This window comes from Mesorhizobium sp. WSM4816 (assembly GCF_055811535.1).
Window position 1 is genome coordinate 23611 of record NZ_JBVVQR010000008.1, and the last position, 13818, is coordinate 37428.

10 protein-coding genes and 3 pseudogenes are annotated in these 13818 nt (G+C 57.4%); 8 read left to right on the forward strand and 5 right to left on the reverse strand.

Annotation, left to right across the window (positions count from 1 at the left end):
* Positions 1–185: 185 nt before the first annotated feature.
* The 6 genes and pseudogenes from tnpA to tnpC all read left to right on the forward strand — a co-directional run.
* A pseudogene (gene tnpA / locus AC0L3H_RS11805) lies at positions 186–656 on the forward strand (IS66-like element accessory protein TnpA); the annotation flags it as partial.
* Entirely contained in the window at positions 640–909 is a 270-nt protein-coding gene (gene tnpB / locus AC0L3H_RS11810; RefSeq protein ID WP_473585565.1) for an IS66 family insertion sequence element accessory protein TnpB, read from the forward strand. The pseudogene tnpA and the gene tnpB, both read left to right, overlap by 17 nt.
* Before the next feature lie 131 nt (positions 910–1040).
* Positions 1041–1802, forward strand: a pseudogene (locus tag AC0L3H_RS11815) (IS66 family transposase); the annotation flags it as partial.
* Between the two features lie 399 nt (positions 1803–2201).
* The gene (locus AC0L3H_RS11820) at positions 2202–2468 is read left to right on the forward strand and encodes an IS110 family transposase (protein ID WP_473585659.1); all 267 of its coding nucleotides are present in this window, start codon (positions 2202–2204) and stop codon (positions 2466–2468) included.
* A 91-nt stretch (positions 2469–2559) separates the two neighbouring features.
* A complete protein-coding gene (locus AC0L3H_RS11825) occupies positions 2560–2733 on the forward strand; it encodes a hypothetical protein (protein ID WP_473585566.1) in 174 nt (57 codons plus the stop codon).
* A 3-nt stretch (positions 2734–2736) separates the two neighbouring features.
* Positions 2737–3573: pseudogene (gene tnpC / locus AC0L3H_RS11830) on the forward strand (IS66 family transposase); the annotation flags it as partial.
* Between the two features lie 335 nt (positions 3574–3908).
* Here tnpC and AC0L3H_RS11835 read toward each other — a convergent pair.
* The 5 genes from AC0L3H_RS11835 to AC0L3H_RS11855 are packed head-to-tail and all read right to left on the reverse strand — an operon-like array spanning position 3909 to position 9734.
* On the reverse strand, positions 3909–4079 hold the full coding sequence (locus AC0L3H_RS11835) for a hypothetical protein (protein WP_473585567.1): 171 nt from the start codon (positions 4077–4079) through the stop codon (positions 3909–3911).
* Between the two features lie 55 nt (positions 4080–4134).
* Positions 4135–6204 carry a hydantoinase/oxoprolinase family protein gene (locus AC0L3H_RS11840; RefSeq protein WP_473585568.1) on the reverse strand — a complete coding sequence of 690 codons (2070 nt, stop codon included), beginning with the start codon at positions 6202–6204 and terminating at the stop codon, positions 4135–4137.
* Positions 6205–6219: 15 nt separating this feature from the next.
* Complete coding sequence (locus tag AC0L3H_RS11845; protein ID WP_473585569.1) at positions 6220–7197, reverse strand: ABC transporter permease; 978 nt, start codon at positions 7195–7197, stop codon at positions 6220–6222.
* 8 nt (positions 7198–7205) lie between these two features.
* Positions 7206–8717: a sugar ABC transporter ATP-binding protein gene (locus AC0L3H_RS11850; protein WP_473585570.1), complete on the reverse strand. Its 1512-nt coding sequence runs from the start codon at positions 8715–8717 to the stop codon at positions 7206–7208.
* 9 nt (positions 8718–8726) lie between these two features.
* Positions 8727–9734, reverse strand: a complete 1008-nt coding sequence (locus tag AC0L3H_RS11855; RefSeq protein WP_473585571.1) for a sugar ABC transporter substrate-binding protein — start codon at positions 9732–9734, stop codon at positions 8727–8729.
* Between the two features lie 237 nt (positions 9735–9971).
* Here AC0L3H_RS11855 and AC0L3H_RS11860 point away from each other — a divergent pair, with 237 nt between their 5' ends.
* Positions 9972–12026: a hydantoinase/oxoprolinase family protein gene (locus tag AC0L3H_RS11860; protein ID WP_473585572.1), complete on the forward strand. Its 2055-nt coding sequence runs from the start codon at positions 9972–9974 to the stop codon at positions 12024–12026.
* Between the two features lie 4 nt (positions 12027–12030).
* Positions 12031–13794, forward strand: a complete 1764-nt coding sequence (locus AC0L3H_RS11865; RefSeq protein ID WP_473585573.1) for a hydantoinase B/oxoprolinase family protein — start codon at positions 12031–12033, stop codon at positions 13792–13794.
* Positions 13795–13818 lie beyond the last annotated feature (24 nt).

Here is a 13818-nt window from a genome sequence, read left to right on the forward strand (position 1 = left end):
CCAAACTGATATGGGGAACTGCCCCCGTTTCAAACGGCCACGAAATACCATGGAGGCTTGGGGAACATCTTCAAGGACAAACCCCGTTGTTACGTGTGAAAGTAAGCGCGAATTTCTACGCATCTTTTGGTGGTTGAGTGCTCTGATTGCATGAGGTGTCCACCAAAATAGGTGGACACCAATTTATGGAAGACGATGAGCAGAAACTGCGGGTGAGGTTTGTCGGTCGGAACGGGCGACGCCGATACGACCCTGCATCGAAGGACCGTTTTGTCGCGGCCAGCCTTGAGCCTGGCGTGTCGGTATCGAGGCTTGCGGTCGAACATGGGGTCAATGCGAATCTTCTTCGGAAGTGGATAAAGAAGCGCGCGGAGACCCAGTCCCTCCCGCCGTCCTCACCACCGGCGTTTATCCCGGTTCAGATTGAAAGCACTGCCGATCGGGCCTTTCTACGACAGAGTGATATGGCTGCGGTGGATTTGCCGGCGACCTGTGATGAAGTGCGTGGGTCGGAACCCAAAAGGGCTGCATCTTTTCCCTCTCCAGCCAATATGAGCGTGTCGCTGCCGAACGGCGTGAAGCTGACGCTGGAATGCGGTGATGTGGATGCGTTGGCAGCGGTAATCGGAGTATTGGGTCATGTTCAGGCTTGGCGTTCAGGTCTACCTGCACCGCGAGCCGATCGACTTTCGGGCCGGGATCAACAGCCTTGCGGTTCTGGTCCAAGAGACGATGGCGCTCGATCCGTTTGCTCCGGCGGCTTTTGCGTTCTGTAATCGCTGCCGCGACCGGATGAAGCTCCTGTTCTTCGATCGGTGGGGCTTTGTGCTGGTCCTGAAGCGGCTGACCGAGGACAAGTTCCGGTGGTCGCGCCGGGAGGCAGCGGTGGTCACGCTTACGACGGAGTAATTGCACTGGATCCTCGACGGCATCGATATCGATGCGATGTCCGCCATCCGGTGCGGCAATATCAGGTTGCCGGTTGAGGGCTCTCGAATTGAGCGGTTGACGCGGCGGCATGCTTTCGATTCAAGAATCTGATGAGTCGACCCGGCGAACCGACTGTTGGAGAGTTGATGGCGCGCATTGCTGCGCTGCAGGCGGAGAACCGTCACCTCGCCGAACGCGTCGTCAAACTCGAGGAAGAGCGGGCGCTTGCGTGGCTGCATCGTTTTTCGCCGAAGAGCGAAAAGCACATTGACCGCCTCTTCAATGAAGCCGAACAGGCCGCGGATGAGGACGACGCCGACAGCGAAGATGGCGATGTCTTTTGTCCTGCCGGACACGGGCTTGCCGGCGAGCGAAGGGGCGACGGGAAAGAAGCGCGGCCGCAAGGCCTTGCCGGAAAACCTGCCGCGCGAGCGTGTCGAGTATGAACCTTCCCGACGCCCAGAAGGCCTGTCCTTGCTGCCGTCACCAGATGCATCGCATGGGCGAGACCGTTACCGAGCAACTTCATATCGAGGTGAAGGCGAAGGTCCTGCAGAAATGTACGGTTCAAATATGCTTGCCGTCATTGCGACCGCACCGGGATCAACACGCCGGTCGTGATCGCGCCGATGCCCACGCAACCTTTGCCGGGCAGCATCGCTACGGCCTCGACGCTGGCCTTCGCGCTCGTTCATAAGTATGTTGACGGCATACCGCTCTACCGCTTGGCGCAGGCATTCGAGCGCGCCGGCGTTCCTGTCAGCCGAGGCGCTCTGGGCCACTGGGTGATCGGCTCGAGCGAAAAGCATCTCTCCCGCATCTATGAGGCGCTGAAGCTGCGGCTCAGATGGCAGCCCCTTGCATGTTCGGATTGCGGCTATTTGTGCAAGATAGCTGTACTCCCCGACGGATGGCCGTCCGCCGGGGAGTGGACGGATGGGACCGTACGCCCCTTGGTGTGAGCCGCGGATGAGCAAGATCCATTCGTTCTCACATTGGTCCTGAACAGATGATGGGGAGCAAGTCCCGCATGCAAGGCAAGGTATTGTCCGAACCGAATGCGACGCCGCCAGTCTATGCCGGCATCGACATGTATAAAGAGTGGCTGGATGTCTATGTCCATCCGGCCGGCAGGAGCTTCCGCGTCGCCAATGACAGTGGCGGACTGCGGCGGCTGAAGCGCCTGCTCGGCGAGCTTGCGGTGAGGCGGGTGGTCATGGAGGCGACCTCCAGATATCACGCAACGCTCGCTGCACGAGGCGGGATTGGCCGTGGCCGTCGTCAACCCGCTGCGCGCTCGGCTCTTTGCCGAAGCCTGCGGCCAGATCGCCAAGACCGATAGGATCGACGCCAGGCTGTTGGCCTTGATGGGGGTCGCACTCGAACCGGCCGAGACGGTACCGGCTTCGCTCGCGTTGGAAGCATTGCAGGAAATCGTCGGCGTGCGCGGCGCCGCCAGTGCCGAACGCACGCGCTCATCAACCGCTTGGCGACACTCCAAAGCCCCTTTCTGCGCGCCGAACTCAAGCGCAGACTGACCGGCATCGCCCCCGTCGCCCACGACAGCGGGCCGCGCCAGGGCCGCCGTGCAACAAAGGCGGACGCAAGGCTGTCAGAAACGTCCTCTACATGGCGGCGCTGTCGGCAAGCCGCTACAACAAGGATCTTGCCGCCTTCGCCGCACGCCTGCGCAACGCCGGAAAGGCCGCAAAGGTCATCCTCGTCGCCGTCATGCGAAAGCTCGTCGTCATGGCCAACGCACTCATCGCCCAAGACCGCTTCTGGAGCCCAATCGCCCCTTGACAACAAACACAGATGCTCATCCATGGTGACGAGACCAAGGTCCAGGTGCTGAAGGAAATGGACAGAGAGGCCGCCAGCACCTCGTATATATGGGCTTACCGGAGCGGCGAGGAAAGTGACGAGCCGATCGTGCTGCTCGATTATCAGCCGGGCCGCGGCCAGATACACCCGCAGGCCTTCCTCGGCGATTACCGCGGCATAGTGATGAGCGACGGCTATTCCGCCAGGCGCACGCTGGAAGGGGCAACACATCTTGGACGCATGGCCCATTCCAGGCGGCGCTTCGTCGACGCACTTAAAGCTAGAAAGAAGAGTGGCGGGCCGGAACAGGCGCTCCGCTTCTTCGAACAGCTCTACAGGGTCGAAAGGCAGGCGCGGGACGGGATACCGGAGAAGAGTGAAACACAGGCCGAATGCATTCGCCGCTTCCGCCAGCAACATAGTGTCCCCATCCTAAATGCTCTCAAGGTATGGCTCGATGACATCGCCCCGAAGGTCTTGCCTGACAGCAAGCTCGGCGGCGCCGTGTCCTACCCGCTGAACCAGTGGGATTATCTGACGCGCTACAACGGGGTCGGCAGCATGCCGATCGACAACAATCTTCTCGAGCGCGACATCAGGATTTTTGCGATTGGCAGGAAGAGTTGGTTGTTCAGCGATGCCGTCGGCGGAGCCAAGACCAGCGCCATCGTCTATAGCTTGGTGCTGACCTGCCGCGCCTGTAGCGTCGAGCTGTTAGCGTGGTTGCGCCACGTCCTCACTGAACTGCCTCAGCGCCCCGAGAACGTAGCTATCGACGATCTCCTGCCCTTCAACTTCCTAAAAGCCGGCGCAGCCTGACCCGACGCGTCCGTCTGAAAGCGATCAGCTGTTGCAAGGGCCGTCAACGTGCGCGGAAATGAGCGCTTACGTTTGAAAGAGGCTGCGTGAGGCCGCCCACGCGTTTTTCAGGGGGCCGTGCACTCACGGCGCCCACGCGGCCATGGGTGGCGTCGATGGGTTCGAATTTGTGCTGTGGAGCGGTTTGGGTCGGATAGGACGACGAGGTTTCGGACCACGGAGAAAATCGGACTCGCGTTCGCCCCCGTTTTCGGGCCAGCAGTCCTGCCGAACTTTGGCTGGGCTGTGGCGCCGTTCCCTTTCCACGGTCAGCCGCGAAATGGTGGCCGGCGACGCTATCGCGCGACGAATGTTGATGAGCTGGTAATGAGATCGAGACCGGCCGGGCTAAGATCCAGGCCGGTCTCGACAACACAAAGGGCAAGCAGCACGTTCACGCCTGCCGCGAAAGGGCTTTGCTCGCGGGGCGTCAAACCTAGTTTAGTTTCTTGCTTCAGCGTAAACACGGAGCCTCCGCGGCGGATATCGGTCGTTTGTGAGCAATTTCAACAAACATGGAATTCAAGATTTACTTTCTTGTCGCCCCACAACGATGCGCATAATCCCTTTCGCCTCGATAACGAGACGCGATCCGGGAGGAACGACAGTGGTGGAAAGACCGGCGTCGACAATAAGCGGACCATCCAGCTCGTCCCCTTGGCACAGGTCTTCGCTGTTGAAGAGACGCGTTTTCAGCCACTTGCCGCCGAACATCACATCGCGTTCGGTGAATGTCAGTTCTGTCGTTCGCGTGCTGGATGTGTCGGCGGCAACGCCATTTCCCATGGGAGCGGTCGCTACCAAGCGCAATGCGACGATCTCTATCGACGCATCAGGATGGGAATGACCGTAACGCTGGTTATAGGCCTGATGGAAAATCTCGGAAATTTGGTGAACGGACGTCCTGTTTTGCGGGAGTTCCACCGTGACAGTATATTCCTGCCCGTCATACCGAAGATCGAGAAGGTACTGGTAGCGTATCTCGGCCCTACCGCCTGTTTCCGCGTCCAAATGAGCTCTTGCCAACTCTGACTGTTGTTCAAATCTGCGAGAGATCTCGCATTCCTCGACATCCTTTATGAATTTGTTGAATGGAACAGCGATATCGTGGCGCATGGGCGAATGCAGCATTCCCCAGGCGGAGAATACGCCCGCATGCGGGGGCACTACGACGTCAGTTATTTCTAAGGCTTCTGCCAGAAAGGCGGCGTGCATAGCGCCGGCGCCGCCAAACGCGACGATAGAGAAATCCCGCGGTTCGATACCCTGTTCGACGGTAATCCTGCGGATAGCATCGGCCATTTTTGCATTCGTGATGTCCAGTATGCCTTCTGCAAGCGTTTCCGCATCCATTCCAAGCGACTTTGCTACCCCCGTTAGCGCGGCCTCCGCTTTTGCACGGTCGATCCGAACTGTTCCGCCTAGCTCCGCTCGTGGCAAGAAGCGATTCAAAAACACTTGTGCGTCGGTAACCGTGGGTGCTGTGCCGCCTTTCCCGTAACAGGCCGGCCCCGGTTCGGCTCCTGCACTCTCAGGGCCCACGCGCAGGCCGCCCGCTTCGATATAGGCAATAGAACCGGCGCCAGCACCAATCGATTCAATTTCAACAACAGGCATGATAATGTCCATGCCAGAAAGCGTCGTCTGATTGACAACCCGCGGCTTACCGTCAACGATGAGACTGACATCGAAGCTAGTCCCTCCGACATCCGCGCATATGACATTGTCAGTGCGGAAAAGCTTTGTCATTTCCGCCGCTCCAATGATGCCGCCGACCGGGCCAGAAAAGAGAGTTTGAATAGGCTGTTTAATCGCCTGTTTGACAGACATCAGGCCGCCGCTAGACCGCGTTACATAAAGCGGTACTGTAAGTTCTCTCTCTTTAAGGCGCGATTCTACGACCCCAAGATATTGCCGAACCAGAGGGCTGATATAAGCATCCGCCACGGTCGACGCCGATCGCTCCGCTTCGCGCCACTCACGTGCGACTTCGTGCGAAAGTGACACCGAAATTCCTGGGACGTTCCGCTCCAGAAATTCGCGAGTGGCAATCTCGTGATCGGGATTTTTGTAACTGAACAAGAAGCAGACCGCCACCGATTGGATCCCGTTCAGCCTAGCGTGTTCGGCCGCGGCTTGCAGGTCGTCCAGATTTATTTCCGCTATTTCGTTGCCTTGATAGTCAAGGCGACCACCTATCTCCAGTGTATCCCGTCGGCTCACGAACTGTTCGGGGCGCTGGAACTTGTTGTTGTACATCTCCCTTCGCGGTCGCGATCCCCGCATGATGAAGAAGCTGTCGCGGGCGCCGGCGGTCGTCAAAAGCATAATCCTGCCGCCGGAGTGAGATAGCAGCGCGTTCAATCCTTGCGTCGTTCCGTGTACCGCAAACTCGGCCTCGGCGAAATCGTCGATGACCTGGCCGAAAGCGCGCAATATACCCTCCGACAGATCACTGGGTGTGGTCGGATGTTTCGCCGCAAAATACTCACCTGTGCTCGTATTCTGAACGACGACATCCGTAAACGTGCCGCCTATGTCGGCTGCAATCCTGTACCGGCTTTTTCCGACATTGGTGCTGATTGTAGTCATTTAGCCCGCCTCGTATTACTTGCGACCGGTGAGCGTATTCGTAATCACCGCTAGAATGATGATGGTTCCGGTCACTATCTCCCGGAGATATGCTTCGAGATTCATAATGTTGAAAGCGTTGTTGATGATAGCCAACAGAAACACTCCGACTACCGTGCGCCAGATGGCGCCCGCACCGCCAGCAATCGAGGTACCGCCGAGAACAACCGCCGCGATAGCCTGCAGTTCCAGCCCGGCGCCGCTGTTGGGTATGCCGGTGGAAATTTTCGATGACAGGAGGATGCCAGCAAGGGCAGCTGCAAATCCCGCAATCGCAAAAGTTGATCCCTTGATGATTTTGGTTCGGATACCCGAAAGAAGCGCCGCTTCCTCGTTTCCACCGACAGCAAATATGTATCGGCCATACTGGGTGCGGTGGAGAACAAGCATTGAGATTAGCACGAATAGGATCAAAGCAATGCTAGGATAGGTGATCCCGTAAACAGTACCTCGCCCCAGCGTGGAATAGGACTTTTCCGTTACGCTGATCAGGTATCCGCCGGAAATTGCGATGCCAAAGCCCCGAATCACGATACTGGAAGCCAATGTGATCAGGAACGAATTCAACTGAAGCCTGGCAATAAGGATGCCGTTGGCCAAGCCAATCACCGTGCCGACCACGACACCCGACATCAAGCCGAGCGCCGGCGACGACGCATTAGCAATGAGAGCAGCGGTAATCCCGCTAACTGCGAACGTTGCTGATACGGACAGGTCAAAACCGCGAGCTATGATCACGAACGTCATTCCACACGCGATGATTCCGATTCCGGCGTTCTGATCGAGAAGATTGCGCAGATTCCTGAATGTGAGGAACGCCGGTTCGACGACCGCAAGGACAATGATTGCCAGTATCACCGCTATGAAGATGGCATAGTCCTTCAGGAGGCGCAGCCCGTATTTCTTGAACCCCACCGGCGTCCCCACTCTCTCGGTTTCAGCGGCTGCAGACATTTTCGTTCTCACCTGTTTGAGTGGAGATCGCTTTCAAATACGCCAAGACATTCGCGCAGGATTGCCCCGATCTCGATTTCATTGGTGGATTTTTCGCCAACGATCCTGCCTTCTCGCATGATGTAGATCCGGTGGCACAAGCCAACCAGCTCCTCGATCTTTGACGAAACGATCAGGATAGCCATCCCGCGCTCTGCCAGTTCGGCGATCAGATTGTAGATTTCGGATTTTGCGCCGATGTCGACGCCGCGGGTCGGCTCGTCGAGCAGCATGACCGACGGATTGCCGGCCAGCCATTTCGCGAAAAGCACCTTCTGCTGGTTACCCCCTGAAAGCGAGGAAACCAAAGCGTCGGCTGAAGCGCATTTGATGTTCAGACGGCCGGCCCACTTGCTTATCTCATCCCCCTCTTTGCTCCGGTTCACAAAGCCGAAAGGACGAAGTTCACCGAAATTTACCAGCGAGATGTTCTCCGCGATTGAATGTTCGAGGAACAATCCCTGCTCACGCCGACTTTCCGGCACCATGCCCATGCGGTTGTGCATTGCGGTTATCGGCGTATGCCGGGCCACCGAACGGCCGTCGATCGCAACCGCGCCGCTCTGGAACTCGTCGGCACCAAATATGGATCGCAACACCTCAGAGCGGCCGCTGCCGACAAGCCCGGCAATTCCGACGATCTCGCCCGCCTTGACCTGGATGTTGATGTTCTCGAACTTGCGCCGTCTCGTGAGGCTACTGGTAGACAGCTTGATAGCGCTGTTCGGCGGCGGAGCCTTTTTTGGCGGGTAGGCTTCGGCAAGGTCCCGACCCAGCATTGCTGTTGCCAGTGACGACTGCGTTTCATCTGTAGTCGGCCTTGTTCGTACGTGCTTGCCGTTTCGAAGGACTGTTACAGCATCACAAGTTGAAAGTATGTGGTCGAGGAAATGGGACACATATATGAATGTCGTCCCGCGATCCTTTGCCAGCCTTTTGACAACCTGGTGTAGGTGTTCAATTTCGGTAGGGGTTAGGGAGGATGTAGGCTCGTCCAGCACGATCAGTCGGGCATTTCGGGAAAGTGCCTTGAGTATCTCGACCTGCTGTTGATCTGCGACACTTAGCGAGCCGATCTTCGCATTTCCGTCGAGGTTGAATCCTAGCTGGTCACGCAGCTGGTTGAATTCCTGCAGGTTCGCTTGGCTTCGCAAAAACCCCAGTTTTGTCGTCTCGCGCCCAAGATAGACGTTGGCTGCGACACTCAATTCCGGGCAGAGGATCAGCTCCTGCTGGACGACAGCAATGCCGCGCTCAATCGCTTCACGTGGTGACGACACCGAGGTGCCGTCACGATCGTAGATCACGCGCCCACCGCTTGGCTGGAGAATCCCGCCGACCAGCTTTCCCAGCGTAGACTTGCCCGCACCATTCTCACCGACGAGGCCGTGAATGATTCCACTGCGGATTTCAAACGAGACATTCTGAAGTGCGGCGGTGCCCGCAAAATGCTTACTTACATCGTCGACAACGATCTGCATTGTACGCCTCTAGCCATCCCACTTCGAAGACCAGTCTGGATGGGCATTGAGATTTTTCTTCGTGGCGATTGCTGAACCGACCGGCGAACGCGCTTCCAGATCGATAATGGGTTCAAACTCCTGACCGCGTATAGCTGCGATGATGTTCTTGCCACCGAGATAGCCTTCCATACATGGCAGTTCCACATAGGTACCATACCAGCGCCCTTCACGGATGGCCGCTATCGCTGTTTGCGTAGCACCTAGGCCGATCAGTTGAACGCCTTCACCACCTACATCGATACCTGCACCCGTCAGCGCAACCTCCGCGCCGGCCCCCGCCTGGTCGGCGAAAGAGGTGACAACGTCGAGGTCCGGATTCGACTGCAAAACGTCCTGTGTTACCTTGAGCCCAAGTTCCCTTCCCCACCAGGTGTCTTGGGTGGAGACGAGCTCAATCGAGGGATACAACACAATATGTTTATTGAACGCCTCGATCTTGGGAACGTCCTGGGCTGCTGACCGGCTGCCGACGAGCAGCGCGACCTTGCATGGATCCCTGCCCTGGCAGGCTTCCACAGTGGCCTCCGCCAGCCGAAGGCCAATGCTGGCTACATTATAGCCAACGAATGTCGTCAGCCCCTCAACCTGCAACTTGTCGGTTGTCGTTGGATCAGGTCCTAGCGGATATTCGAGCGAACCGAACTTGATGCCTGCTTCGATCGCCTGTTCGGCGGCGGGGACTACCGAAGAATAGCCCATCGGCAGGATCAGCATCCCGTCAAACCGTCCGGAAGCGACCGCGTCCTGGATTTGATTGAACTGCCTGGCTGCATCAAAAGCCCCGTCGAACAATTCAACTTCAACGTCGCCAGCTTCTTCCGCCGCGTCCTTTAAACCTTCTAGGCTAGCCAGTGTGAAGGCATTGTCGGCGGCGAAGCCGAACAACGCGATGCGGATCGGATCGGCAGCATATGCCGGTCCGGACAAAACCGCTGCGACACCTGCCAAGGCTGCAATCCTATGGATCAGATTCATTTGACTTCTCCTCCCGTCACAAGGACATGCTCAAGATAGCAGTGGGCCGCAGGCCCCGCTAATATCAAACTCTTGGCGGCTACGGTCGAATTGGTATGAGCCATGTCGCCTCAAGTCTGATTTCTTAGCCAGCGGATAGACCAATTGGCCGCTCTTTTGCGATGGAGCTACGCAGCGCCGTGGCGATGAGCCTACCGGTAACAACGCGTTTGTCCATGCGCGATTAGGGAATCTACGATGATACGTGTGGGAATTGATGTCGGAGGAACTTTCACCGATTTCGCGTTGATGGACACGAAATCTGGAGAGGTCATGTACTTCAAGGAGCCCTCGACGCCGGACGATCCATCTGAAGCTATCGAAAGAGGACTGGCCAGCGCGCTGGTGAATTTTGATCTGAAAGCCGGAGACATCGCATTCGTCGGTCACGGAACAACCGTCGGCACGAACATGGTCATCGAGCATCGCGGCGCTAAGACCGGCCAGATAACTACAAAAGGGTTCCGTGACGTGCTGGAAATTGGCCGGCAGGTTCGCCCTGACGTATATGACTACCGTGTAGTCAAGTCGGCTCCCTTGGCCAGGCGACAGTACCGGATCGAGGTCTCGGAACGCGTTGATGCTCGCGGAAGGCTACTCGTGGAACTCGACGAGGCGGAGCTTCGGCGCGGAGTGGAATACCTGGCCCGCGAGGGCGTCGAAGCGGTCTCTATTTGCTTCCTGCACAGCTACTTGTACCCGGAACACGAAATACGTGCCGAAAGCATTGTGAGGGAATTGATGCCGAGTGCGTTCGTTAGTCGATCAAGCGACGTTTTGCCGGAATTTCGCGAGTATGAACGATTTTCGACCACGACGGCCAATGCTTATCTGGGGCCGAAATTCGAGAACTACGTCGCACGGCTGGTCGAGAGGCTGACGAAGTTAAGGATATCGACGAAACCCTACACGGTTCATTCGAATGGCGGGCTTTTGTCGATAGATACGGTTCGCCGCTACCCTGTTCGCACCTGCCTCTCGGGTCCGGCCGCTGGGGTAATCGGTTCTGCTGCCATCGCAGCGCAGGCCGGATACAAAAACGCGATCACTTTTGACGTTGGCGGCACAAGCACGGACGTTTCGCTTATCACTGATGGAATGGCGCATTTTACGACAAGTCGCGAAGTGGCGTCATATCCTATCAAGACGCCGATGGTGGATATCCACGTTATCGGTGCTGGCGGCGGCTCTGTCGCTTATATCGACAATGCCGGTGCGTTGCACGTCGGACCACGGAGCGCTGGCGCCGTACCGGGGCCGGTTGCGTATATGCGAGGCGGCGTCGAACCTACGTTGACCGATGCCAATGTTGTCCTGGGGCGTCTTAATCCTGTCGCGATATTGAACGGGACCATGCCCATCGACCTCGAGGGCGCGCGCAAGGTTATCGAGGAAAAGATCGCCAAACCTTTGGGAATAAGTGTGGAACAGGCAGCGTATGGGGTCATACGGATTGCCGTTTCGAACATGGCTCGCGCCATCCGCTCGGTGACAACGCAACGCGGCGTCGATCCGCGGGAATATGCATTCATAGCCTATGGCGGCGCTGGGCCATTGCACGGCGTTGAGACGGCGATCGAATGCGGACTGTCGAGGGTTGTGGCGCCGAGGGAACCCGGAACGATGTGCGCGCGCGGTATCCTTGTTTCCGATACCAGCCTCGATTTCGTTCAAAGCAAGATCCGCCCGTTCCTTCGCGAATGCTGGTCGAGCATCACGGCGGAAATGGAAGTTCTTCGCGGTGAAGCCGAGCGTTGGCTGGCCAGCGAGGACGTTCCCGAATCAAAACGGCAATATGAGAATGTGTTGGAGGCCCGCTACTTTGGACAGAACCACGAAGTGCAGGTCCCGCTCCCTCATCCGCTGCCCGATGCCGAGACGTTCTTGCGAGAATTTGAACATGCGCACCGCAAGGAATACGGCTATTCGCTGCCGGACCGCCAGATCGAGCTCGTAAACTTTAGGGTCCGTGGATCAGCCGAACCTTCCGGAAAGACCTGCAATCCACGTAAATCGGTCGGCGCGCTTGAGACGGCTGTCGTTGGACGGCGCGACTTCTTTGTTGACCCGGATGTCAAATGGGTGGATGCGGCTGTGTATGCACGCGACAGGATTCCGGTTTCGGCGCGGATCGTCGGGCCTGCAATTCTCGAAGACATGAGTTCCACCTGCGTGATTTTCCCCAACCAGTCTGCGTTTGTCGACAGTGCAGGGAATCTTATCATCGAGCTGAACAATGGTGGCGGAGAATAGTCAAATGGCAATGACCATCAAACATGGCGCGAACGGCCAAATCTCCGATCCGATTGCGATGGAAATATACAACAATCGCCTGATGACGATTGTCGAAGGGATGCTACACATCCTCGTGCGCTCATCCTTCTCCACGAACGTCAAGGAGCGGCGCGACTGTTCTGTGGGGTTGTTCGACGCTTCCGGCCGGGTTCTCGCCCAGACAGCCCACACCCCCCTGCACTTGGGCTCCACAGTCGGTGCGGTTTCCCAGTTGCTGAAGGAGTTTTCGCTGGAGCAAATCGGCGAAGGGGATGCCTTCATGTGCAATGATCCCTATGCTGCCGGGGGCACCCACCTCCCCGACATCACCGTGGTCTCGCCTGTCTTCCACAATGGCAAGCTGTCGTTCTTTCTCGCAAATATCGCCCACCACTCCGACGTCGGCGGCGCGGTTCCCGGTTCCATTTCTGGTACGGCCCAGACAATATTTGCAGAAGGAATCCGCATCCCGATTGTCCAATTGCGCCGCAAGGGCGAGGTGCAGAATGATATCGTTCGGCTTGTCACGCTGAATACGCGTGACCCTAAGGAGCGAGAGCTCGACTTGGGAGTGCAACTCGCAACGAATGACCGTGGCGTTGCCATGGCTCAGGAACTTCTTGACCACGTTGGCGATGACCGTCTTACGGCAGTTGTAGAGGATATGCTCGCCTACACGCGGCAACGCCTTCGCAATCAGCTCACAACGATGGCGCCTAAAGAGGCCAGCTATCAGGCATTCCTCGATGATGACGGCATTGGCGATGAGCCGGTAAGGATCGCCGTTCGGGTCGCCGTTTCGGGCGGAAAACTGCTATTCGACTTTGCAGGCACCGGTCCGCAAGCTGCAGGCGCAATGAATGTACCGTTCAATGCCCTGCAGGCAACCGTGGTTTATTGCGTCAAAATGATGATCGATCCGGGGTTGATGCCCAATCACGGCATTTTCGATTGTATCGAGATTCAGACGTCCGGCCGGTCGATCGTCAGTCCCGCACACCCCGCAGCAGTCGGCGCACGATCGATCACCGCGAACAAGGTTGCGCGCGCGGTGATTGGAGCGCTTGCGCAAATGCTGCCGCAAGAGCGCGGAATTGCGTCGGGTCAGGATATCGTTCCCGGCATCTGCTTTGCCGGTAAGCGAAGCAATGGCGACGATTATGTCTACATGGAAACCATTGGCGGAGGTTCTGGAGGGACAGCGGAAGTCGATGGAATGGACGGGGTGCAGCTTCACGTTACCAATACGTCCAATTTGCCGGTCGAAGCCCTGGAGCACGAATACAATCTTTTAGTCGACGAGTACGCGCTGGTGGAGGACAGCTGTGGCGCGGGCAAGTACCGAGGTGGCCTCGGCATAGCACGTCAGATTGCCGCTACAGAGGATGACGTCGTCTTCTCCGTGCGTTCTGATGGCCATATCTATCCGCCTCCCGGGCTGCGCGGCGGCCAGGATGGGCGTTGCGGAAAAATATTGTTCAATTTCGGGTCGGCCGAAGAACGTGAGATCGCTTCAAAGACCGCGAATCTGATCCTCAACTCCGGAGACAGCATAAGGATCGAAACGCCCGGCGGTGGTGGGTTTGGTCCTGTCACCGAGCGAAGCAATGAGCATCTTATCGACGATATCGAGAACGGTAAGACGTCGCTGGGATTCGCGAAGAAAGCTTACGGCACAGCACGGCTAGAGGAAATTCTGAAGAAATCCGAACAGCCGGCCTTTGACCCAGTTAAAGCGGCCGAATGATCTGACATCCTTTGCATCCGCAGC